We start from the raw sequence: 22377 nt of genomic DNA on the forward strand, positions 1-22377 counted from the left end.
TGGGCGCTGTGACAAGACACACAGCCGCGCGACCACGCGGGCGCCCCCCGGGCCCGCCGCCGGATCCGGCGGTGCGGCGGGCCGAAATCCTCGACGCCGCAGAGCGAGTCGTCGCGCGCACCGGCACCCCGCTCACCGTCGCCGAGGTCGCCGCCGAGGCCGGATTTGCCCGCACCGCGGTGTACGCGGTCTTTCCCGATCTGCCCGCCCTGGTCGACGCGCTCGCCGAGCGGCATGTGGAAGCGATCATGGCCGCCGCCGACGACGTCCTGACCCGGCCGCTGCCCGGCCGCGCGCTGCTGCGCGAATTGGTTGCGCTGATCTGCTTTTTCGTCGACGGCAATCCGAACCTGTACCACCTGCTGATGCAGCGGTTGCAGTCCGACGATCCGACCGGACATCGTCGCCCGTTCTTCGCCGGTGTCGCGGACTGGGCCGCCTCGGTGTTCGAGCGGCTGCTGCGGTCGGTCGACGCCGACCCCGCGCCCGCGCGGGTGTGGGCGACGGCGACCGTGGGGGCGATTCTGATGTCGGCCGAGGACTGGGGGCGGCATGCCGACCGCGATCGCGGGGAGTTCGTGGATCGGTTGACCGGTTTCCTGTGGCCGCCTCTCGAGGCGGCCGGAGCGGACAGATTCGTCGGCCCGCTGGAAGAAGCGCCAGCGGGAAGAGAGGAGGGAGCGCCAGCGGCAATAGCGGAGAAGAGCGCCGGCGGGAATGGGGAGGAAGGTCGCGACTGAAAGACGCGCCGAGGGAAGGTCGAAGTGACTCGAATTGGGTAAGCCGACTACCGTTAGGTTCGTTGTAGGTCGAAATGGCGGGGCGGAGGAGCGAAGATGACGGGAGAGACTGTCGAGAACCGGCGCCACCGGGTGGTGGTCATCGGATCCGGCTTCGGCGGCTTGTTCGCATGCAAGCATCTGAAGAATGCCGACGTCGATGTCGTGCTGATCTCCAAGACCTCCACCCACCTGTTCCAGCCGCTGCTGTACCAGGTGGCCACCGGCATCCTGTCCACCGGTGAGATCGCCCCGGCGACCCGGATCGTGCTGCGCAAACACCGCAACACCCGGGTGATCCTCGGCGAGGTGCGCGATATCGACCTGGTCGGCAAGACGGTCACCTCGCGGCTGCTCAACGAGGACACCGTCACCACCTTCGACAGCCTCATCGTCGCCACCGGCGCCCAGCAGTCCTACTTCGGCAACGATCGGTTCGCCACCTACGCCCCGGGCATGAAGACCATCGACGACGCGCTCGAGCTGCGCGCCCGCATCCTCGGCTCGTTCGAGGAGGCCGAGGTCGCCAAGACCCAGGAGGAGCGCGACCGGTTCATGACCTTCGTGGTCGTCGGCGCGGGCCCCACCGGCGTCGAATTGGCCGGGCAGATCGCCGAACTCGCCGACCGCACCCTGGTCGGGTGCTTCCGCAACATCGATCCGCGCGACGCCCGGGTGATCCTGCTCGAGGGCGCGGGCGCGGTGCTCGCGCCGATGGGTCCCAAGCTCGGCGGCATCGCGCAGCGCAGGCTCGAGAAGATGGGCGTGGAGGTCCAGCTCAACGCCATGGTCACCGATGTCGACGCGCGCGGCGTGGTCGTCAAGGACAAGGACGGCAGCCAGCGGCGCATCGAGGCGGCCTGCAAGGTGTGGTCGGCCGGTGTGCAGGCCAGCGAACTGGGCAAGCTGCTGGCCGAACAGTCCAAGGGCACCGAGGTCGACCGCGCCGGGCGCGTGATCGTGGAGCCCGATCTGACCATCAAGGGCTATCCGAACGTCTTCGTCGTCGGCGACCTCATGTCGGTGCCGGGCGTGCCCGGGCAGGCACAGGGCGCGATCCAGGGCGCCACCTACGCGGCCAAGCAGATCAAGGCCGAGGTCGCGGGCAAGCAGACCCCCGAGCAGCGCAAGCCCTTCCACTACTTCAACAAGGGCAGCATGGCCACGGTCTCGCGGTTCTCCGCGGTGGTCCAGATCGGCAAGCTCGAGTTCGGCGGGTTCCTCGCCTGGCTCATCTGGCTGGTGCTGCACCTGTACTACCTGATCGGCTACCGCAGCCGCGTGATCACCGTCTTCCAGTGGTTCTGGGCGTTCCTGGGCCGCAACCGCGGCCAGATGGCCGCCACCGAGCAGTGGGTGTTCGCGCGCCTGGCGCTCGAGGCGCTCAACGGTAACGAGGACGAACAGCGCGAGGTGCGCGGCGAATTGGGCGAAAATGCCGCCGAGCCAGGCAAATCCGCGGCGAACCAAACGCCCAGTCCGTCGGCGGGCCGCACGGCCATCTGAAATTTCCTCGATTGTCCTGGTGATCTGACCCATCCGGAATGCCGGGCGGGTCCGAATGTTCGACGTTCGTTGGATATTCGATAGAAAGGTCCTCCATGGGCAAATGCCAACCGGTTCACCCGGTTTCGCGCCCTCGTCGGATTGTCACCGGGGTGGTGGCCGGTGCCTTACCAGTTCTGGTCGTCGTGGCCGCCGGTGGTTCGGCCGCGGCGACGACCCCTGTCGACGAGACCACGCCCATTGCCGCTACGGCCGCCCCGGCTGCCGCAGCGCCGTCAGCCGTGGCGGCCCCGCGGGCCGCATCGGCCGAATCCGCCGATCCCGCTCTGGTCGAACGCGATTCGCCGATCGGGACGCGGCCCGAGCCGCAGCGCGCCCCGCTGGCCGGAGTGGATGTGGAGCGGCTGCACCTACCCGATCCGGGCCTGGTGGAGACCGTCGCACCCATCCAGGCCCCGGCGGGCAAGCTGCGTTTCGGCGACACCCAGGTCGACATTCCGGGCTGGCTGCCGCCCGAGGCCGCCGCGGCCCTCAACGACGGCGCCGCCCGGGCCGAGGCGCAGCTGGCGGGCACGCTGGACGCGGCCGGATTCGAGCCCAGCCGCTCCGATCGCATTGCCGCCCAGACGATCGGCACCGCCGCGGCCGGCGCGGCGGTCGGTGCGGCGGTGGCCAGTCCGCTGGCGGTCGCGGGTGCTGTCGTGGGCGGCGTGGCGGGCACGCTGGCGGGCATACCGATGCTGCCGCTGGGCACGCCCGTGGTAACCGCGGTGGGAGCGACGATGGGAGCGGCGATCATCACGGTCCCGGCCGCCCTCGCCGGTGCGGCGGTCGGCGCGGCGGTGGGCGCGACCCACGGTTATCTCGCCCCGGCCGTCGACGCACCCGCCCCGGCCAGCGATATTCCCGCTGATTTAAGAGCGGCAACCGCCGAGTGATCGCGTGACGATACGGGCCGGAGTCGCGAACTGCGACTCCGGCCCTCCTCAGCCTGAAAGGACACCGACAACCGGATTTCAGCTAACTGGTCGCAATACCAAGACATTTCGACGGGTTCGTATTTCCACCCATCCAGGACGGCCGCGGGTCCGAATGCAGGGCGTCGACAGTCCGAATGGAGAAAGGTCGTTATGGCCGCAGGTAAACACAGAGCCCCCAATCCGCACCGTCAACGGATGAGCACCGCCGTCGCGGCGAGCGCGGTGCCGCTGGTGCTGGCCATCGTCGGCAGCGGGACGGCCCAGGCCGCGCCCGCCGAGCCGAATGCGGCCGCGGCGCAGGACGCGCCCCGGCAGTGGCCCGCCGTCGACGCGCCCAACGTGCAGCCGTACGAGGGTCTCAACATCCCCGACGACACCTACAGTTCCCTTCAGACGGCGCGGGCCATGCCCGATCGCTCGTATCTGGCCCCGGTCGGCGTGCTGCATCCTCCTGCGCCCGTCGCCCCGGTGCCGCCGATCGCCCCGCCACCCAACAAGTTCCGCTTCGGCGACGTCCAGGTCGACGTGCCCGCCGGGATGGACCGCGAACAGGCCATCACGATCAACGATCAGGCCGCCCAGATCGAGGCGAACCTCGCCACCTATCTGGACTCGATCGGCATGGAGCGCAGTCGCTCCGACCGGATCGCCGGGCAGACGGTCGGCACCGCCGCCATGGGCGCCGTCGCCGGTATGGCCATGGCATCCCCGTTCGCCCTCACCGGCGGCGTCCTCGGCGGCACCCTCGGCCTGCTCGTCGGCCTGCCGTTCGTGCCGGTCGGCGTCGTCGCGGGCCCCGCCCTGGGAGCCGCCATGGGCGCGGGCGTCATCGCCGTGCCCGCCGCCGCGGTCGGCGCGGCCGCCGGTGCCGTCGTCGGCGCGGTCAGTTCGTTCAACGCCCCGCCGCGCGTGGTCGGCGACTGAGCGCCACCTGCTGTCCGGGGCGGGGAGCGCGGCCGACGCGGTCCGCTCCTCGCCCCATCGGCAGGTCCGTCTCCACCACATCCGACACGAAGGACGAAGCGAATGACCATGTGGCGTGCGCTCCTGCAGACCATCTCGGCGGAATGGGAGTTCGTCGCCGAATCGCTCGGGTCGTGGCTGGCGCTGCTGTGCCCGTGATGGCCGCCAATGCCGCCGCTCAGGCGGTCAGCGTCGCGGAGGTGTTCGTGAACAGGGTGCCGCCCGCGGCCAATGGCAGCAGGCACGCGCCCATCCCCGTCGTTCGCGCCGGACGCTCGTCCGGATAGCGCAGTTCACTTTCCAGGGCGCGCGGCGCCGCGAGCCGGTCGTCGGTCGCCGTCTCCGCGCCCAGTTCCAGGCGATGCCGCAGCAGCGGCAGCTCGCCGATATCGGCGACGAATTCGCCGCCCCACCAGCCGGCGTCCTCCCCTGTGCGCCCGATCTGCACGCGCTCACGCACCCGCACGCGCGCGTCGTCGCCCAGCGTCAAGCTGGTGCGGGTCTCGTGCTCCGCGCCACCTGCGACCACCGTCGGCTCCGGATCGAAGTCCAGCGCGCCGGCCACCTCGAAGCGCCAGTGCGCCACCGACTTTCGCGTCACCCGCCCCGGGAGGGCGATGGTCGCGGCCACCGAACGCACGGCCAGCCGCGCGCCCGGCTCCACCACGATCTCGATATCCAGCTCGTCCCCACCCAGCGGTGTCGCGGCCGTGCCGATCAGATGCACCGTCTCCGGGCCGGTGCGCCGCGCCGCCAGTCCGCCGGTGGCGTGGATGTGCGGCAGGGCACCGGCCCGGGCGTGAATGCGTAGTTCAGTGCGCAACAGCCGCGTCTTGTTCGGCGATGATCCGCAACTGCTCGCGCACCCAGGTCAGCACGGGGGTCGCGGCCGGATCCTCGGTGAGCGAGGTGAACACGAACGGACGGCCCTCGCGCACGGCTGTCGAATCCCGTTCCATCACAGCGAGATCCGCGCCGACCAGCGGGGCCAGGTCGGTCTTGTTGATGACCAGCAGATCCGAGAAGGTCACGCCCGGGCCGCCCTTGCGCGGCACCTTGTCGCCGCCCGCGACGTCGACGACGAAGATCTGCACGTCGATCAGGCCGGAGGAGAAGGTCGCGGTGAGATTGTCGCCGCCGGACTCCACCAGGATCAGATCCAGCGGCGGATTGGCCTCGATCAGATCGTCGATGGCGTCGAGGTTGGCGGTGATGTCGTCGCGGATCGCGGTGTGCGGGCAGCCGCCGGTCTGCACGGCCGTGATGCGCTCGTCGGGCAGCACGGCGTGGCGGCGCAGGAAGTCGGCGTCCTCGGTGGTGTAGATGTCGTTGGTCAGCACGGCCAGCGACAGCTCCCCGCGCAGCTGCCGGCACAGCGCGGCCACCAGCGCGGTCTTACCCGATCCGACCGGACCGCCGATGCCGATCCGCAGCGGCTCGCCGGGGGTGCGCTCGCGCTTGGGGCGGTCGTGGGCGTGATCGTGCGGTTCGCCATCGATCAGATGTGGGGGCATGGGATTCCTTTCTACGAAGCGAACAGGGGCATATCGCGGTCGACATGCCGCTCGGCGAGCACGTCCTGCAGCGGATCCGACAGGGCGGCAAGGCCTTTCACGGCCTCGGCGGCGGTCTGGTCACACAGCCGCGCCAAGCGGACGGTGCAGGCGGCGACGGCCGCGGGATCCAGCGCCAGCAGCCGCTGCGCGGCCGTCGCGGCGCCGGTCATGGTGGTGTACACGACGATTCCGGCGATCTGCTCCGGCGTCGCCCCGGCCGCCCGGCCGACCGCACCGAATACCGTGGACAGATGCGGCCGGACCCCCAGGGCCCGCCAATCGTGGTGTGGCCACACCTGTTTGGCCAATCGCATCAGCCCCCGCCCCTGTGCCCGCGAGGCGACGCGCGCGGCGGGTGCGGGCGTGCGGGCATCGGCCTCCGCCTCGGCCCGGCCGACCGGCAACTCCCCCGCGCAGACGGCCGCCGCCAGCGATGCCGCTACCAGACCGGCGGTGCGCACGCGCCGCCGCAGATACACCTCCACCGAACCCACATCCCGCAGCAGTCCGGAGGCGACCGCCTCCTCGACCCCACCCGAATGCACATGACCGCCGATCGGCAGGCGCGAATCGGCCAGCGTCAACAGCATCGCCAGGCTCATCGCCACACCACCGGGTCAACCACTCCCCGATCCTATGTGGCGGTTTCCGGCCGCCGCGCCGAGGGGAGGCGACTCAGCGGCGGAAATTACGCGCCATGAACCGCTGACTGGGGCCGCGGGTGATGTCGGCCCACGCCTGCAGCGGCCCGGTCCACCACGGTGAGATCTCCACCGGCTTGGCGACCACCGCGTGGCACACCACGTCCGCGGCCTCCTCGGCCGTGAGTCCCGGCATGCTGCCGAAGTTGGTCGGCGCGCTCATCCGGGTGTGCACCAGCGGCATGTACACCGAGGTGGTGGTGACATTGTCATTGGCGATTTCGGTGGCGACCGTGCGTAACCACACGTCGAAGGCCGCCTTCGACGCGCCGTAGGCGGCCCAGCGCGGGGCGGGCGGCATGCGCAGGCCCCAGGTGGAGATGTTGACGATATGTCCCGTGCGCCGTGCGCGCATGCTCGGCAACAGGGTGAGCAGCAGCCGGACCGGGCCGAGGTAGTTGATATCGATGGTGCGGGTGAAATCGTGGAAGCGATCGTAGGAGTGGTCGATCGCACGCCGAATCGACTTGCCCGCATTGTTGATCACGACATCCACCTGCCCGTGCGCCGCGAGCACGTCGCGGCCGAGCCGCTCGGTGGCATCCATATCGGACAGATCGGCGGTGTAGGCGTGCGCCGTGCCGCCCGCGGCGGTGATCTCCCCGGCCACCTCCTCGAGATCCGCCCGCGAGCGCGCCACCAGCAGCACCACCGCCCCGGCCGCCCCCAGCTTGCGCACCGTCGCCTTCCCGATCCCGTGCGAGGCCCCCGTCACCAGGACGACCCGCCCCGAAACCGCTTCCCGCAGCGCCTTTTCCCGGGGCCGCGAGGTCGGATACAGCAGCCGCGTCGCCACACGCTCGGCCAGTGGCCGCCCATTGCCGGTGGTGTCGTTCACACCTCGACTGTAGGCCCGCGCGTTGATCTTCGCGCCGGAACCGCCCCAGCCGTCGGTCCCCGGCCCGATCCCCTCGTCAGCACAACCGATCCCACCCGCACCCGAGCTGAAACCTCCCGAATCACCGCTCGCACCAACCGATCCAACCGCGCGTCAGCCTCGTCCGTCTCCCGGCGCGTCCGAGTCGGGTTCCCGGCACGGGAATTCCGACCGGACGCCAACCGGGCGACAGCGGGGATTCAGTGCGCCGCGCAGTCGGCCGGAACGCGGACCGACTCGGCCGCGTCCACCTCGGGTTGCGGGCGGGATCGTCCGGTCACCAGCGCCACGACCGCCATCGCGGCCAGCAGTACCGCGCCGACGGTGGTCGCGGTGTGCATGCCGGTCACGAAGGATTCGCGGGCGGCATGGATGAGAGCGGCGTCCGAGCCCGCGTGGTCGATGGTCTCCCCCAGCGTCGAGGCGAACTCGCCGCCGGACCGGAAGATCAGCGCCGCAAGCGAACCCAGCAGCGACAGGCCGAGCGCATTGCCCAGTTCGAAACTCGTCTCGGAGATGCCGACCGCCGAACCCGCCCGCTCCGGCGGCACCGACGACACCGACACCTCGGACACCAGCGTGAACACCACGCCGTAGCCCAGCCCCGCGACGGTCGAGCCCGCCACGTACCAGCCGACCCCGCCGTCCACGCCGAGCCCGAACAGCATCAGGTTGCCCACCGCCGCCGCGCCCAGCGCCAGCGTGAACGAGGCCCGCACACCGAGCACCCGGGCGATCCGCGCCCCACTCATCGAGCAGACGAACACCACGATCGCCTGCGGCACGCCCAGCAGCGCCGCCCCGAGCGCGTCGCGCCCGGTCACCGACTGCAGATAGACGCTGGTGAGATAGCTCAACCCGGCCAGCGACATCATGCCGATCGTGGACGAGCCGATCGCCACCGAGAACAGCCCGCGCCGAAACAGCGACAGGTCCAACAGCGGCTCGGCCAGTTGCCCCTGCCGCCGCACGAACAGCACGAGCACCACCACGCCGACCACCCCGGCCACGGCATCGATGGCGTTGATCCCCTCGGCCGCGGCCTGTTTCACCGCGTACACCAGCGGCAGGATGCCGCCGATCGACATGACCACACTCACCAGATCCAGCGGTCCCCGTCCCGACCGATGCTCGGGCAGGACGAACGGGCCGAACGCCAGCAGTACCAGCAGCACCGGCGTATTGATCAAGAACACCGTGCCCCACCAGAACTGATGCAGCAACACCCCGCCCAGGATCGGCCCGACGGCCGAACCACCGGCGAAGAACGCGGTCCAGATCCCGATGGCCGTCCCGCGGGTGCGCGGATCCGGGAACAGGCTCGAGATCAGCGCCAGGCTCGACGGCAGCAGCGTCGCCCCGCCCAGCCCCATCAGCGCCCGGGCCGCGATCAGCACCTCCGCGCTCGGCGCGAACGCCGCCAGCACCGAGGCCAGCCCGAACACCGCGGCCCCGGCGAGCAGGATGTTGCGCCGCCCGATCCGGTCGCCGAGGTTGCCCATGGTGATCAGCAGTCCGGCGATCAGGAACCCGTAGATATCGAGGATCCACAGCTGCTGGGTCGCCGAGGGCGCCAGCGCCTCGGTCAGCGTCGGCATGGCCAGATACAGCACCGACATGTCCATCGACACCAGCAACACCGGCAGGATCAGCACCGCCAGGCCCAGCCAGGCACGCCGAGGGGCCGCGATCTCGCGGGTATCGATGCCAGTCATCACCTATCCTTTCGAACGTCGCGCGTACGACGTACGCGTCAAGAGCTGAGTACAGCGTACGCACGCGGGGGCGAAAACGAAAGCGAGATTGCGATGACCGAGCCGAAGCTCACCCGGACCGCGATCGTGGATACGGCGATCGAGTTGGCCGACGAGGCCGGGCTGGACGCCCTGTCGATGCGGCGCATCGCCGAGCGGATGGGGGTGGGCGCGATGTCGCTGTACCGGCACGTCCCGAACAAGGACAGCCTGCTGGCGGATATGACCGACGAGGTCGCGCGGCGCAATCCGTATCCGGTGCCGGAGCCGGGCTGGACCTGGCGCGATCGGGTGCGCATCGCCGCGGAGATCGACTGGCGGCTCTATCGCGAACATCCGTGGGTGCTGTTCACCTTCGCGGTGCCGCGCTACAACTTCGGGCCGTCGAGCCTGGCCTGCCTGGCCTGGCTGGTGGAGGGCTTCGGCGAGGTGACCGACGACACCCGGGACGCGACGCGGATGTCGCTGTCGGTATGGAGCTATATCGCGGGCATCGCGCTGCAGAATGTGAGCGCCGCCATGCTGGCCCGCCGCGACGGCGAACACGAGGAGTCGAGCTTCCGCGCGCTGCTGGACGGCAACCCGCGCTTCCCGACCCCGCCACCGCTGCGCCCACTCGAGGGCACCGGGCGCGTCGATCTGCTCGATCCGGAGCAGTTGCTGTATTCGGGACTCGAGGCGCTGTGCGACGGCTTCGCGGGTGGGCGATGAATTCCGCTGCGCCGCACCGTCGGTAGTGGTGCACCGCGTGCATTCGTGCGTCCCGCGCACGGTCGCACGCTCAGTCACCACCGAAGGAGAGGCACCCATGCCCCACGGTTTCGCCGTCGGCGCGCCCTGCTGGTTCGACGTCACCGCGCCCGATATCGACGCCACCGCCGAGTTCTACCGAGCGCTGTTCGGCTGGTCGGCCCACGACACCGGGCCCGAGTTCGGCCACTACACCGCGCTCGTCCAGGACGACGCCCCGGTCGCGGGGATCACCCGCGCCACCACCCCGGACGGCGCGACCAGGCCCGCGGCGTGGTTGCCCTACTTCGCCGTCGCGGAGCTGGGCCCGGCCGTCGAGACCGCGACGGCCGATGGCGCAACGGTTTTCGTCGCACCGGTCGAGGTGCCCGGACAACTCGAGTTCGCGATTCTCGCCGATCCGGCCGGGGCCGGGTACGGACTGGCGCATCTGACGGGGCACCCGGGCACCGAACGCTGGGGCGCGCCGAACAATCCGGTGTGGGTGCAGTACACCGCGACCGGTGCACCCGCCGAGGCCATGGCACACTACGCGAAGGTGCTGGGCTGGCACTACCGCAACGCCGCCTGGGAAACCGCCACCGACAAGCCGTATCAGGCGCTGACCACCGCCGCGGGCGGTCGCGAATTCGGCGGCGCGGCGGCCGCGCGGCCGGGCGAACCGGCCCCGTTCTGGGGTGTGACCATGCACGTCGTCGACTGCGACACCACCGCCGCCCGCGCGCTCGCGTGGGGCGGCAAGATCATCCAGGAGCCGCAGGACAATCCGGGACCCTCGCGGGTGGCGGTGATTTCCGATCCGGCCGGGGCGGCGCTCGCCCTCATGGCCTTCGGCTGAACGCCCGGCCGCCGGTCAGTCGACGACCACCGCGAAGGCGAACCCGTCCCAACCCTTTCCGCCGACGGTCTGCAGCGCGGTGGCGTCGAGCCGCGGCTCGCTCGCCAGCAGTTCGAGCACCTCCCGGCTGGCCCGCACGGTCGGGTCGTCGGAGGTCGCGTCGGCGACGCCGCCCTTGCGCACGACATTGTCGACGATGATCACCGAGCCCGGCCGGGTCAGCTTCAGCGCCCATCGCACGTAATTGGCGTTGTTGACCTTGTCCGCGTCGATGAACACCAGATCGAAGGGCTCCGGATTCTCCCGCGCCAGCACCGGCAGACTCTCCAGCGCCGCCCCGACCCGGATGTCGACCCGCTCCCCGACGCCCTTGCCGTCCAGATTCTTTCGCGCGACCGCGGCATGATGCGGCTCGAACTCCAGCGTCACCACTCGACCCTCGGGCCCCACCGCCCGCGCGAGCCACAGTGTGCTGTACCCGCCGAGGGTCCCGATCTCCAGCGCCCGCCGCGCCCCGATGGACCGCGCGAGCAGCGACAGGAACTTCCCCTGCGTCGGCGACACATCGATGGCAGGCAACTCCGCCACCGAATTCGCCTCCAGCACATCGGAATCTTCGTCTCCGACCAGCGTGTCCACCAGGTAGCGATCGACGTCGTTCCATCCGGCATCAGTCATAGGATGAGTCTGCCACCGGCAGGCCCGCCGCGCCGCTGTCGACATTGTCACAACGGCGTCGCCGGGCGCGGCAGCGCTACCATTCCGGGTTGGTCAGTGTGAGCCGAATCCCCCCACTCGCTCCGCGCACCGCACTGTCGGGCGCACACGTCGGCGCGGCAATCGACTCGGCGATCAGCACCTTCTCCGCGTTGTGATCGTGCAGCCGCCCGCCGATCACCTCGCCGACATAGGTGACCTCGTTTCGCCCCGCCACCACCCGGCTGTAATGCACAGAACTGTAGGTATCGCCGAAGCCACCCACCCAATGCACAATCTCGTTTCCCGGCGGCTTGGTCGTGGCCCAATCGGAGCACGAAATATTGATCGTATAGCTCCGGGTGCTCCTCCCCACCAACGCCCCGACCCGGCAACCCTCATAGGTATCGGTCTCGGTCACCCGGGTAGGCCGGGCGGTACTGCCCAGCGCCGGACTGAATTCCACCTCGAACCGCCCGAAACACTCCAAATCGACGTCACCGCCCGCAGCCGGACGCGCCGGGGCCGCCATCGACAGCAACGCACCACCGACGCTCACGACCGCCAGCAGCACGAGACTCTTGCGCATGGGATGTTCTCCACTCTGTCCACACAGACCCGCAGGATCGCCCCAATTGTGTTGGGGCTCAACTACATTTATCCAAGGACAGGGCGGGATGTCAGCCCGGGGAATCGCGCGTCGATAGGGGTTGCCCGCCCGATTCAGAACAGAAAATAGCGCTGGGCCATCGGCAGCTCCGCCGCCGGCTCCTCTGCCCACACCTCGCCGTCGACGCGGACGGTGAAGGTGTCCGGGTCGACCTCGATGCGCGGCATGGCGTCGTTGTGCGGGAGATCGGCCTTGGTGCGTTTGCGGACGTTGGCCACGGGCACCAGTTTTCGGTGCACGCGCAGGCGGTCGGCAAGGCCGGATTCGACGGCCTGTTCGGAGACGAAGTGCAGGGAGGTGCCCGCGGCGACCGCGGGGGTGGCGCCGTACATCGGGCGCGGGAGGACGGGTTGGGGGGTGGGAATGGAGGCGTTCGCGTCGCCCATGGCGGCCCAGGCGATGGTGCCGCCCTTGAGGACCGCGTGCGGGCGGACGCCGAAGAAGGCCGGTTCCCACAGCACCAGATCGGCGAGCTTGCCGACCTCGATCGAGCCGATCTCGTGGTCCAGGCCGTGCGTGACGGCCGGGCAGATGGTGTACTTCGCGACATAGCGCCGCACCCGCAGGTTGTCGGCCGCGCCGTCACCGGGCAGGGCGCCGCGGCGGCGCTTCATGACGTGCGCGGTCTGCCAGGTGCGCAGCACGACCTCACCGATGCGGCCCATGGCCTGGGCGTCCGAGCCGATCATCGAGATCGCGCCCAGATCGTGCAGCAGATCCTCCGCCGCGATGGTGGACGGGCGGATGCGGCTCTCGGCGAAGGCCAGATCCTCCGGAATCGCCGGATTGAGGTGATGGCACACCATGAGCATGTCCAGATGCTCGTCGAGGGTGTTGACCGTGTGCGGGCGAGTCGGATTCGTCGAGCTGGGCATCACATTGGGATACGACGCCACGGTGATGATGTCCGGCGCGTGCCCACCGCCCGCGCCCTCGGTGTGATACGAGTGGATGGCCCGCCCGGCGATCGCGGCAAGGGTGTCTTCCACGAATCCGGCCTCGTTGAGCGTGTCCGAATGCAGCGCCACCTGGACACCCGCCGCATCGGCGACCGTCAGGCAGGCGTCGATGGCCGCCGGGGTGGTTCCCCAGTCCTCGTGCAGTTTGAAACCGCCCGCGCCGCCGCGCAATTGCTCCCACAGCGCCTCGGGCCGCACGGTGTTGCCCTTGCCCAGCAGCAGGATGTTCACCGGCCAGCCGTCGGTGGCCTCGAGCATCCGCGCCAGATGCCAGGCGCCGGGGGTGACCGTGGTGGCCTTGCTGCCCTCGGCCGGGCCGGTGCCGCCGCCGATCATGGTGGTGATGCCGCCGGACAGCGCCTCGTCGAGGATCTGCGGGCAGATGAAGTGCACGTGGCAGTCGATACCGCCCGCGGTGACGATGCGCCCGTTGCCGGAGATGATCTCCGTGGATGGACCCACCACGAGATCGGGATGCACCCCGTCCATGATGTCGGGATTACCGGCCTTGCCGATCGCGCTGATGCGCCCGTCGCGAATACCGATGTCGGCCTTGATGATTCCCCAGTGGTCGACGATCACCACGCCGGTGATGACGGTGTCGGGCGTGCCCTCCGCCCGGGTCGCGCGAGCCTGGCCCATCGACTCGCGCAGCACCTTCCCGCCGCCGAAGACCGCCTCCTCCCCCGCCAGACCCGGTCCGCCGCTGCGATCCTCGGTGATCTCGATGAACAGATCGGTGTCCGCCAGGCGGATCCGGTCGCCGGTGGTGGGCCCGAACAGTTCGGCGTATCGGGCGCGGGAGAGTTCGGCCATCAGGCGTCCAGCTTTCCGGGGGCGTCGAGGGAGATACCGTGCACCTCGCGGGCGCCGCGCAGCGGAACCAGCGAAACCCGCTGCCCCAGGCCGGGTTCGAAGCGCACCGCGGTACCGGCGGGGATGTCGAGACGGCGGCCGTGCGCGGCCGCGCGGTCGAAGTCGAGGGCCGAATTGGCCTGCGGGAAGTGCACGTGGCTGCCGACCTGCACCGGCCGATCGCCGGTGTTGACGACGTCCAGCTCGATCCGATCCGCACCCGAGTTGATCTCGATCGGGTCACTGGCACACAGGAATTCACCGGGAATCATGCGCGCGCCCTAACCGATCGGATGGTGGACGGTGACCAGTTTGGTGCCGTCGGGGAACGTCGCCTCCACCTGGACGTCGTGAATCATCTCCGGCACGCCGTCCAGGACGTCCTCGCGCGCCAGCACCGTGCGTCCCGAGGCCATCAGCTCGGCGACCGTGCGGCCGTCGCGCGCGCCCTCGAGCACGTGATCGGTGATCATCGCCACCGCCTCGGGGTGATTGAGCTTGAGCCCGCGCGCCTTTCGGCGCCGGGCCAGCTCGGCCGCGTAGCTCAGCATCAGCCGTTCCTGCTCGTGCGGCGACAATCGCATGCGGTGCTCCTCGCGATTTCCGATGTGTGGGCGACATTCTGGCACGGCCGCACCACCGCGGGCGTGCCGACGAGGCTCAGGCGGCGGGCAGATTCTGCAACCGCACCTGCCCGCGGGCCACCACGCGCTCCTGCTCGTCGGTGATCACCACCTGCCACAGCTGCTGCAGGCGGCCGCGGTGGATCGGAGTGGCCTCCCCGCGCAGCACGCCCTCACGGACGCCGCGCAGGAAGTCGGTGTTGTTGTTGACCCCGACCACGGTGCCGCGCTCACCGAACCAGGCGCCCGCGCCCGTGCTGGCCAAGGTTTCCACGACCGTGCAGTACACGCCGCCGTTCACAAGACCGAAGGGCTGGTGCAGTTGCGGCGACACGCTCAACTCCCCGACCACGCGATCGGGTCCGAGCTCGGTGAACTTCAGGCCGATCAGATTGGAGAACGTGCCCTCGCTCAGCTTGGTCATATGCTCGGGCGTCAGCCGTCCCATCGCGCGAATCTCGGGCCGATCGTGCTGTGTCATGGCAAAACAGTTACACAGGCCGATCATCGGCTCGTTCGCGGGTGGGCGAAAAACGATGCGGCGGGCCTCACCTGAAAGGCGAGGCCCGCCGCGGCACAGGATCGGGAGTCGACCGCAGCCCTCGGGACTCACGCACGATCCGGACGCCGAGTCCTAGTGTAGGGCAGCCTTACCTAACAAGGCAAGAGCGACGCACGGGCAATCCGAGATCGTCCATGGCGACCAGCAGCGCCTGCCCCCGCTCGGCTCCCACGACCGAGGAGGTGCCAGCCAGTTCGGGCACGTAAGTGGCCGCGCCGACGACGGTTTCGGCGACCAGGGGCCAAAATCGCCGCGCGCTCAGCGCCGCGCACCGGGACATGCTGTGCTGCACCAACTTCAGCGCCGCCGCACAGCGATGCGCCAGCCACATAGCCATCGCGCGTTCGCACGGCAGCACGACCACGCCCGGCCCGCCCGCCAGCGGATCGCCCTCGACCACGCGAATCGTGGTGTCGGACAGGCCCGCCCAGTCGATGCCGCCGTCGTTGTCGGTGTGCACCCACAAATTCTCCAGGCCGGGATCCCAGCAGCGCCCCTCGGCCACCCACAGCGCCACCACCCGGCCCACCACCGCGTGGATGAGCGCGGTGGCCACCACCTCGGCGGCGATATCGGAGCTGATCATCTCCGCGGCGTGGCGGCGGTACATGAGCTCGATGCGCCCCTCGCGCAGCCCGTCGGACAGCCGCCACCACCGCCGCCTGCCCTGCTCGGCCATCGCGGCCACCGCGTAGACGCGCGGATGCTCGGGTTGCAGTGCGCGCAGCCGGGTGCAGACCTGTTCGAAGGTCAGCTGCGCCGGGCGCGCCGGGCAGGCGGTCATCGGTTCGGGCATCGAACCTCCTCATCGATTGGCATTGCTGGCCGAAACGGAAGATAGGTTAGGCTTACCAGACTTACCGAGCAATGGAAGAAATCACGTCAGGAGTTATTCGTCGCCGTGCCCGCCGCAGTCACCCCGAATCGACGCCGCGCGGCCGGACTGGCGCTGCTGGCCGCGCTACTGCTGATCGCGGTGGTCGCGGGCATCGCGGTGGGCGCGCGCTCGCTGGCGCCCGCCACGGTCGTGCACGCCCTGAGCTGTCCGGACGGCTGGCCGCTCACCTGCCCGGCCACCACGCCCGCCGATCAGATCGTGCGCCAACTGCGCCTGCCGCGAACGGCATTGGCGGTGCTGACCGGCCTCGCGCTGGGCCTGTCCGGTGCGCTCATGCAGGGGTATACCCGCAATCCGCTGGCCGACTCCGGACTGCTCGGCCTCAATGCCGGGGCGGCGTTCCTGGCCGCGCTGGGCATCCACCTGTTCGGGCTGTCGCATCCGCGGCAGTACATCTGGCTCGCCCTCGCGGGCGCGTTGCTCGCGGGTGTGGTGGTGTTCGCGGCCTCCGCGGCGGGCGGCGGTAAGGCCGGCCCGCTGAGCCTGGTGCTCGCGGGTGCGGCGGTGACCGCCCTGCTGCAGGCCATGACCAATGCCGTTGTGCTGCTGGATCCGGAGGCCGCCGACACCTATCGATACTGGGTGGTCGGCTCGGTCGCCGGACACGATACGGCGGTGCTGCGCCAGGTGCTGCCGTTCATTGCCGTGGGCGTGGCCCTCGCGATGGCCACCGCCCCGGGTTTGAACGCGCTGGGCCTCGGCGAGGAGGTGGCCCGCGGCCTGGGCGTGAACATCGCCCGCAACCGCGCGCTGGGGTTGGCTGCGGTGGTGCTGCTCACCGGGGCCGCCACCGCCGCGGTCGGCCCGATCGCCTTCCTCGGCCTGATCGCCCCGCATCTGGCCCGCTTCGCCACCGGACCGGATCACCGCTGGCTGCTGCCGTATTCCGCGCTGCTCGGCGCGCTGCTGCTGCTCGTCGCGGACGTGGTGGGCCGCGTGGTCGCGCTGCCGGGCGAGTTGCAGGCCGGAATTATGCTGTCGGTGGTGGGCGCGCCCTATTTCATTCTGCTGGTGCGTCGCCGGAAGGCGGTGGCGCTGTGACGGTTTCGCCCCCGCGCGACCCGGTGACCCGAGCGCGCCCCGCCGTGCGTGTGCGCGGCTTCTCGACGGTACTGCGACCGACGATGGTGCTCACCGTCGTCGCGCTCACGGCCGCGCTGCTGGTGCTGTTCGCCCTCGACATCTCCCACGGCGAGTTCCACATCCCGCTGGGCCGGGTGGTCGACGTGCTCACCGGCGGCGGCACCCGCGCGCAGCGGTTCGTCATCCTCGATTCCCGGCTGCCGCGGGCGGTGACCGCCGTGATCGCGGGGGCCGCGCTCGGAATCGCCGGGGCGGTAACCCAATCCATCCTGCACAACCCGCTCGCCAGCCCCGACGTCCTCGGTATCACCTCGGGCGCGGGCCTGGCCGCGGTGGCCGTGCTGGCCGGAACCGGCGGCGCCACCACCGGTTTCGCGGCGGTCTTCGGCGTGCCGCTGGCTGCGCTGACCGGTGCGCTGCTCACCGCGGCCGTCATCTATCTGCTCGCCTGGGGCCGCACCCACACCGGCGATCTCGGTGTCACCGGAATTCGGCTGGTACTCATCGGCATCGGCGCCAATGCCGTGCTCATGGCCGGAACCAGCTGGCTGCTGGTGCGCGCCAGCCTGCAGGACGCCGCGCGGGCCCAGCTGTGGCTGACCGGATCGCTGGACGCGGCGAACTGGACGCGCGCCGTCCCGGCCGCACTCGGGCTCGCGCTGGTGCTGCTCGTCACCGCCGCCTCCGCCCGCACCCTCGCCGCCCTGCGATTCGGCTCCGACACCACCCGCACCCTGGGCGTACGGATGCAGACCCAGCAGGCGGTGCTGATCGGCGCGGCGGTGGCCGCGGCCGGGCTGGCCACCGCCGCGGTCGGGCCGCTGTCGTTCGTCGGCCTGGCCGCGCCGCAGCTCGCGCGGCGGCTGCTGCGCACCCCCGGTGAGCCGATCGTCGGCTCGGCCGTCACCGGCGCCCTGCTGGTGGTGGGCTCGGATGTGCTGGCCCGCACGGTTTTTCCGGTCGACCTCCCGGTCGGTATCGTGACCGCCGCGCTCGGCGCGCCGTTCCTGCTGTTGTTGCTCGTGCGTGTGAATCGGAAGGCGACCCTCGTATGACCCATCGACTCTCGGCCGCGGACCTGTCGCTGGCCTACGGCGCGAACGTCATCGTCGACGACCTGTCGCTGACCGTCGAACCCGGCCTGATCACCACGATCATCGGCCCCAACGGCTGCGGCAAGTCCACCCTGCTGCGCGCGCTGGGCCGACTGCTCAAGCCGCGCGCGGGCCAGGTTCTGTTGGACGGCAAGGCCATAGCAACCCAAAAAACCCGCGATGTCGCCCGGATCGTCGGCATGCTGCCGCAGACCCCGGTCGCGCCGGAGGGCCTCACCGTCGCCGATCTGGTCGCCCGCGGCCGCCATCCGCACCAGTCCTGGCTGCGGCAGTGGTCGGCCGAGGACGAGACCGAGGTGAGCGCCGCGCTGGCCCGAACCGGCATCGCCGACCTCGCCGAGCGCACCCTCGACGAACTGTCCGGCGGCCAGCGCCAACGCGCCTGGATCTCCATGGCCCTGGCCCAGGGCACCGACATCCTGCTGCTCGACGAGCCCACCACCTACCTCGACCTGGCCCATTCCCTCGAGGTGCTGGATCTGGTCGACCGGCTGCACGACGAGCTGGGCCGCACGGTCGTGATGGTGCTGCACGATCTGAACCTGGCCATCCGCTACAGCGACCGGCTGATCGTCATGCGCTCGGGCAGTATCGTCGCCCAGGGCGCACCCACCGACGTGGTCGATGCCGACCTGCTGCGCGAGGTGTTCGGACTGCGCGCCGAGGTGCATACCGACCCCGTCTCCGGGCGGCCGATGATCGTGCCCATCGGGACCCGGCATGTGCTCGAGACGTTCGGCGACCCCGACTCGTGCCCCGCGCCACTATGAAAAATCCCACAGAGCTACCGGCGGGTTACGACATCCAGTAGTACGCATTTGTGTCGTTGGCTCCGTAAACTGGTGTGATGGCAGGTCTTGGTGAACTCGAGAAAGCGGTCATGGACCAGTTGTGGTCGGCCGACGAACCCCAGACGGTCCGGCAGGTCCACGAGGCCCTCGCGGCGCGTCGCGAGCTCGCGTACACCACGGTGATGACCGTTCTGCAGCGGCTCGCGAAGAAGAATCTGGTCGTGCAGCAGCGCGACGATCGGGCCCATCGCTATGCGCCCGTGCACACCCGCGACGAGCTCGTCGCCAGTCTGATGGTCGACGCCCTGCAGCAGGCCGACGAGGTCGGCAGCCGGCGCGCGGCGCTCGTGCACTTCGTCGAGGCGGTGGGCAAGGACGAGGCTGCCGCATTGCGGGAGGCACTCGCTAAGCTCGAAGATGCCGAGGCAGCGCGCAATGCGTCCGACGATGACAAAGGAGTCGCCCCGCCGCAGTAATCTGCGGTGCTCCCGGTCAGATGGACAACTGCAGAGCGCCGCGATCTCGGGCCCCTGGCCCCACAACGCAGTGAGCTGAGCATGAACGCAACCGCGCCGGTATTCGCCGGTCTCGCTTTGCTTCTCGCGGGACCGGTGCCGTCCCTGCTCGCTCGGGCCACCTGGCCGTATCGCACGCCGCGCGCCGCACTGGTGCTGTGGCAGGCCGTGGCGCTGGCCGCGGTGCTGAGCGCGTTCGGGTCCGGTCTGGCGATCGCGAGCGAGCTGTTGGTCCCCGGCCCGGACGGACGGCCCACCACCTCGCCCACCAAGGAGATCGATGCGCTGGGCCTGCCGCTGTGGCTGGCCTATGTGATCGTGTTCGCGCTCACGCTGCTGGTCGGCGCGCGCCTGATCTATGCCGCGATCCGGGTCGGGGTGCACACCCGCCGCCGCCGCGCCCGCCATCGCATGCTGGTCGACCTGCTCGATCAGGGCGGCGACTATCGCCATGCCGATCCCAAATCCGCCGATATCCGCGTCCTCGCCGCCACCGAGCCCATCGCCTACTGCCTGCCCGGGCTGCGGCGACGAGTCGTGTTGAGCCAGGGCACCTTCGCCAACCTGTCCGAGGCCGAGCTCACCGCGATCGTCAGCCACGAGCGCTCCCATCTGCGCGCCCGCCACGATCTGGTGCTCGAGGCGTTCACCGCGGCACACGAGGCGTTTCCGCGGTTCGTGCGCAGCAAGTCGGCGCTGGATTCGGTGAAGCTGCTGATCGAACTGCTCGCCGACGATTCCGCGGTCAAGGTCACCGGCCCGACCCCGCTCGCCCGCGCGCTGGTGGCCTGCTCGAATTCCACCGCGCCGCAGGGGGCGATGGCCGTGGGCGGGCCGACCACCCTCATCCGCATCCAGCGCCTGGCCGGACCGCTGGGCGATCTGCGCATCGCCACCGCGGCGTATCTGGCCGCGGCGGCGATCCTGGTGGTGCCCACCCTGGCGGTGGCGATTCCGTGGCTGGTCGAGCTGAGCCGGTTGTTCAGTGCCTGAACCCCGCTTCGCCGACCTGGGTCTGCCGGTCGCGCTGGTGCAGGCGCTACGCCGGATCGGGCTGGAGACGGCATTCCCGATCCAGGCGGCCGTGATTCCGGACATTCTGGCCGGTCACGACGTATTGGGCCGGGCCGCAACGGGTTCGGGCAAGACGCTGGCCTTCGGGCTGCCCATGCTGATCCGCTCCGGCGCGGCCGCCCCCAAGAAACCACGCGGTCTGATCCTGACGCCGACCCGCGAGCTCGCGCTGCAGATCGAACGGGCCCTCGACGAGCCCGCGCTCGCCGCGGGCGTGCGGCTGGGCACGGCCGTCGGCGGCGTTCCGATCAAGCGCCAGGCCGACCGACTGTCCCGCGGCGTCGATCTGCTCATCGCCACCCCCGGCCGCCTCACCGATCTCCTCGGCCAGCGCGCCGTCGCCCTGGACGCGCTGCGGGTGGTCGCCGTGGACGAGGCCGATCACATGGCCGAGCTCGGCTTCCTCGATCAGGTGACGGCCCTGCTCGACCGGGCCCCCGCCGACAGCCAGCACCTGCTGTTCTCCGCCACCCTCGACGCGGCGGTGGACACCCTCGTCGAGCGCTACCTGCGCGACCCGGTCCGCCACTCGATCACAATCACCACCGACGCCGCCGCCCAACCGGATTCGTCCCGACCCGATCCCACCGAACCGGCGATCGCGCACCACCTGCTGCACATCCGCAAAGCCGACAAGCGCGCGATCGTCACCGCCATCGCCGCCCGCGCGGGTCGCACGCTGCTGTTCGTGCGCACCCAGTTCGCCGCCGACAAGCTCACCCAGCGATTGCGCGCCTCCGGTGTCGCCGCGGTCGCCCTGCACGGCGGCAAGGCCCAGACCCAGCGCACCCGCGCCCTGACCGCCTTCACCGACGGCACCGCACCGGTCCTGGTCGCCACCGACGTCGCCGCCCGCGGCATCCACGTCGACGACATCTCCCTGGTCGTCCACGTCGACCCACCCATCGACCCGAAGACCTTCCTGCACCGCGCGGGCCGCACCGCCCGCGCGGGCGCGACCGGCATGGTCGTCACCCTCGTCACCGACGAGGAACGCGCGGCGACCGAGAAGCTGATGGCCGAGGCGGGCGTCGCGGCCGAGTCATCGCACGTGCGCCCCGACGATCCCGAGCTGGCGGCGCTGACCGGTTCCCGAAATCCCTCGGGCCGCCCCGTCCCGGACCCGTCCGCTCCCCCGCCAGCGACCCCGGCCGCGCGAAAGCGCGGTCCCGCCAAGCGGATCCACACCCGCCGCCGCGGCCACAATCCTTCCGATCGGTAAACTGGACGCACCGGACAGATCATCAAGGGGGATGAAATGACCGAGCGCAAACCCGCGGGCATGAGCCAGGAGTCGTGGATCGACAGGCAGATTCGCGAGGCGACCGAACGCGGCGACTTCGACGATCTGCCCGGCAAGGGCAAGCCGCTGCCGGATGCCGGGCAGCCCTTCGACGAGAACTGGTGGCTGAAGGACTATTTGCGCCGCGAAAAGGTCGGCGGCGACGGAATTCTGCCACCCTCATTGATTCTCAAGCGCGATCTGGAGCGACTGCCGCGGACCGTTGCCCGGATGAGCTCCGAGGTCCGGGTGCGCGAGTACACCGCCGAACTCAACGATCGCATCACGAACTGGCTGCGAATGCCGCACGGACCGTACGTACATGTGGCTCCGGTCGATGTGGACGAGATCGTCGAGCAGTGGCGAACCGCCAGGCAACGACCCGCCCCCGCCGCGAATCCGGCCGAACCGCCCGCACATGCGCGCCCCGCGTGGTGGCGTCGGCTGTTCGCCCGCGACTGATCCGTCATTACGGCGTGTCTTTCCGGGCGAAAGTATTCCGGAACGATCGAGGACGCAGGCTCAGCACACCCGGAGCACTCCCGTAGAA

General features: G+C 70.3%; 25 protein-coding genes. 13 read left to right on the forward strand and 12 right to left on the reverse strand.

Annotation, left to right across the window (positions count from 1 at the left end):
- The first annotated feature begins 8 nt into the window (after positions 1-8).
- From NDR87_RS01815 to NDR87_RS01830, 4 genes are all read left to right on the forward strand, one after another.
- Complete coding sequence (locus NDR87_RS01815; protein ID WP_251909120.1) at positions 9-740, forward strand: TetR/AcrR family transcriptional regulator; 732 nt, start codon at positions 9-11, stop codon at positions 738-740.
- A 96-nt stretch (positions 741-836) separates the two neighbouring features.
- Positions 837-2285, forward strand: a complete 1449-nt coding sequence (locus NDR87_RS01820; RefSeq protein WP_251909119.1) for an NAD(P)/FAD-dependent oxidoreductase — start codon at positions 837-839, stop codon at positions 2283-2285.
- 152 nt (positions 2286-2437) lie between these two features.
- Complete coding sequence (locus NDR87_RS01825; protein WP_251909118.1) at positions 2438-3223, forward strand: hypothetical protein; 786 nt, start codon at positions 2438-2440, stop codon at positions 3221-3223.
- Between the two features lie 237 nt (positions 3224-3460).
- Positions 3461-4189, forward strand: a complete 729-nt coding sequence (locus tag NDR87_RS01830; protein ID WP_251909117.1) for a hypothetical protein — start codon at positions 3461-3463, stop codon at positions 4187-4189.
- Between the two features lie 217 nt (positions 4190-4406).
- On the opposite strand, the gene NDR87_RS01835 is transcribed toward NDR87_RS01830, so the two are convergent.
- From NDR87_RS01835 to NDR87_RS01855, 5 genes are all read right to left on the reverse strand, one after another.
- Complete coding sequence (locus tag NDR87_RS01835) at positions 4407-5051, reverse strand: urease accessory protein UreD (protein ID WP_251909116.1); 645 nt, start codon at positions 5049-5051, stop codon at positions 4407-4409.
- A complete protein-coding gene (gene ureG, locus NDR87_RS01840; RefSeq protein ID WP_251909115.1) occupies positions 5041-5742 on the reverse strand; it encodes an urease accessory protein UreG in 702 nt (233 codons plus the stop codon). Before ureG ends, NDR87_RS01835 begins: the two co-directional genes overlap by 11 nt.
- 11 nt (positions 5743-5753) lie before the next feature.
- Positions 5754-6386, reverse strand: coding sequence for an urease accessory protein UreF (locus tag NDR87_RS01845; protein ID WP_251909114.1), 633 nt, complete (start codon positions 6384-6386; stop codon positions 5754-5756).
- A 73-nt stretch (positions 6387-6459) separates the two neighbouring features.
- Positions 6460-7323, reverse strand: coding sequence for an SDR family NAD(P)-dependent oxidoreductase (locus NDR87_RS01850; RefSeq protein ID WP_251909113.1), 864 nt, complete (start codon positions 7321-7323; stop codon positions 6460-6462).
- Between the two features lie 239 nt (positions 7324-7562).
- On the reverse strand, positions 7563-9077 hold the full coding sequence (locus NDR87_RS01855) for an MFS transporter (RefSeq protein WP_251909112.1): 1515 nt from the start codon (positions 9075-9077) through the stop codon (positions 7563-7565).
- Positions 9078-9170: 93 nt separating this feature from the next.
- Here NDR87_RS01855 and NDR87_RS01860 point away from each other — a divergent pair, with 93 nt between their 5' ends.
- On the forward strand, positions 9171-9827 hold the full coding sequence (locus NDR87_RS01860) for a TetR/AcrR family transcriptional regulator (RefSeq protein WP_251909111.1): 657 nt from the start codon (positions 9171-9173) through the stop codon (positions 9825-9827).
- A gap of 97 nt (positions 9828-9924) precedes the next feature.
- Positions 9925-10704, forward strand: a complete 780-nt coding sequence (locus NDR87_RS01865) for a VOC family protein (protein WP_251909110.1) — start codon at positions 9925-9927, stop codon at positions 10702-10704.
- A gap of 15 nt (positions 10705-10719) precedes the next feature.
- Here the strand turns inward: NDR87_RS01865 and NDR87_RS01870 are convergent, their stop codons facing one another.
- The 7 genes from NDR87_RS01870 to NDR87_RS01900 all read right to left on the reverse strand — a co-directional run bounded on the left by NDR87_RS01870 (position 10720) and on the right by NDR87_RS01900 (position 15865).
- Positions 10720-11382: an O-methyltransferase gene (locus NDR87_RS01870; protein ID WP_251909109.1), complete on the reverse strand. Its 663-nt coding sequence runs from the start codon at positions 11380-11382 to the stop codon at positions 10720-10722.
- Between the two features lie 76 nt (positions 11383-11458).
- Positions 11459-11989 carry a hypothetical protein gene (locus tag NDR87_RS01875; RefSeq protein WP_251909108.1) on the reverse strand — a complete coding sequence of 177 codons (531 nt, stop codon included), beginning with the start codon at positions 11987-11989 and terminating at the stop codon, positions 11459-11461.
- Positions 11990-12123: 134 nt separating this feature from the next.
- On the reverse strand, positions 12124-13845 hold the full coding sequence (locus NDR87_RS01880) for an urease subunit alpha (RefSeq protein ID WP_251909107.1): 1722 nt from the start codon (positions 13843-13845) through the stop codon (positions 12124-12126).
- Entirely contained in the window at positions 13845-14156 is a 312-nt protein-coding gene (locus tag NDR87_RS01885; RefSeq protein WP_251909106.1) for an urease subunit beta, read from the reverse strand. Before NDR87_RS01885 ends, NDR87_RS01880 begins: the two co-directional genes overlap by 1 nt.
- Positions 14157-14165: 9 nt before the next feature.
- The gene (locus tag NDR87_RS01890; protein WP_251909105.1) at positions 14166-14468 is read right to left on the reverse strand and encodes an urease subunit gamma; all 303 of its coding nucleotides are present in this window, start codon (positions 14466-14468) and stop codon (positions 14166-14168) included.
- Between the two features lie 76 nt (positions 14469-14544).
- Positions 14545-14931 carry a PaaI family thioesterase gene (locus NDR87_RS01895; RefSeq protein ID WP_372494071.1) on the reverse strand — a complete coding sequence of 129 codons (387 nt, stop codon included), beginning with the start codon at positions 14929-14931 and terminating at the stop codon, positions 14545-14547.
- A gap of 226 nt (positions 14932-15157) precedes the next feature.
- Positions 15158-15865: a hypothetical protein gene (locus tag NDR87_RS01900; RefSeq protein ID WP_251909104.1), complete on the reverse strand. Its 708-nt coding sequence runs from the start codon at positions 15863-15865 to the stop codon at positions 15158-15160.
- Positions 15866-15970: 105 nt separating this feature from the next.
- Between NDR87_RS01900 and NDR87_RS01905 the strand changes: the two genes are divergently transcribed.
- From NDR87_RS01905 to NDR87_RS01935, 7 genes are all read left to right on the forward strand, one after another.
- The gene (locus NDR87_RS01905) at positions 15971-17008 is read left to right on the forward strand and encodes an iron ABC transporter permease (RefSeq protein WP_251909103.1); all 1038 of its coding nucleotides are present in this window, start codon (positions 15971-15973) and stop codon (positions 17006-17008) included.
- On the forward strand, positions 17005-18105 hold the full coding sequence (locus NDR87_RS01910; RefSeq protein ID WP_372494067.1) for a FecCD family ABC transporter permease: 1101 nt from the start codon (positions 17005-17007) through the stop codon (positions 18103-18105). The genes NDR87_RS01905 and NDR87_RS01910 overlap by 4 nt, the downstream gene beginning before the upstream one ends.
- Complete coding sequence (locus tag NDR87_RS01915) at positions 18102-18935, forward strand: ABC transporter ATP-binding protein (protein WP_251909102.1); 834 nt, start codon at positions 18102-18104, stop codon at positions 18933-18935. The genes NDR87_RS01910 and NDR87_RS01915 overlap by 4 nt, the downstream gene beginning before the upstream one ends.
- 77 nt (positions 18936-19012) lie before the next feature.
- Positions 19013-19432, forward strand: coding sequence for a BlaI/MecI/CopY family transcriptional regulator (locus tag NDR87_RS01920; protein WP_251909101.1), 420 nt, complete (start codon positions 19013-19015; stop codon positions 19430-19432).
- An 81-nt stretch (positions 19433-19513) separates the two neighbouring features.
- On the forward strand, positions 19514-20464 hold the full coding sequence (locus NDR87_RS01925; RefSeq protein ID WP_251909100.1) for a M56 family metallopeptidase: 951 nt from the start codon (positions 19514-19516) through the stop codon (positions 20462-20464).
- Positions 20457-21767 (forward strand): DEAD/DEAH box helicase, encoded by a 1311-nt coding sequence (locus NDR87_RS01930; RefSeq protein ID WP_251909099.1) that lies wholly within the window; start codon positions 20457-20459, stop codon positions 21765-21767. The genes NDR87_RS01925 and NDR87_RS01930 overlap by 8 nt, the downstream gene beginning before the upstream one ends.
- A 36-nt stretch (positions 21768-21803) precedes the next feature.
- Complete coding sequence (locus NDR87_RS01935; protein ID WP_251909098.1) at positions 21804-22289, forward strand: DUF1992 domain-containing protein; 486 nt, start codon at positions 21804-21806, stop codon at positions 22287-22289.
- Positions 22290-22377 lie beyond the last annotated feature (88 nt).

The sequence above is a fragment of the Nocardia sp. CDC159 genome (assembly GCF_023740735.1).
GTDB lineage: Bacteria > Actinomycetota > Actinomycetes > Mycobacteriales > Mycobacteriaceae > Nocardia > Nocardia pulmonis.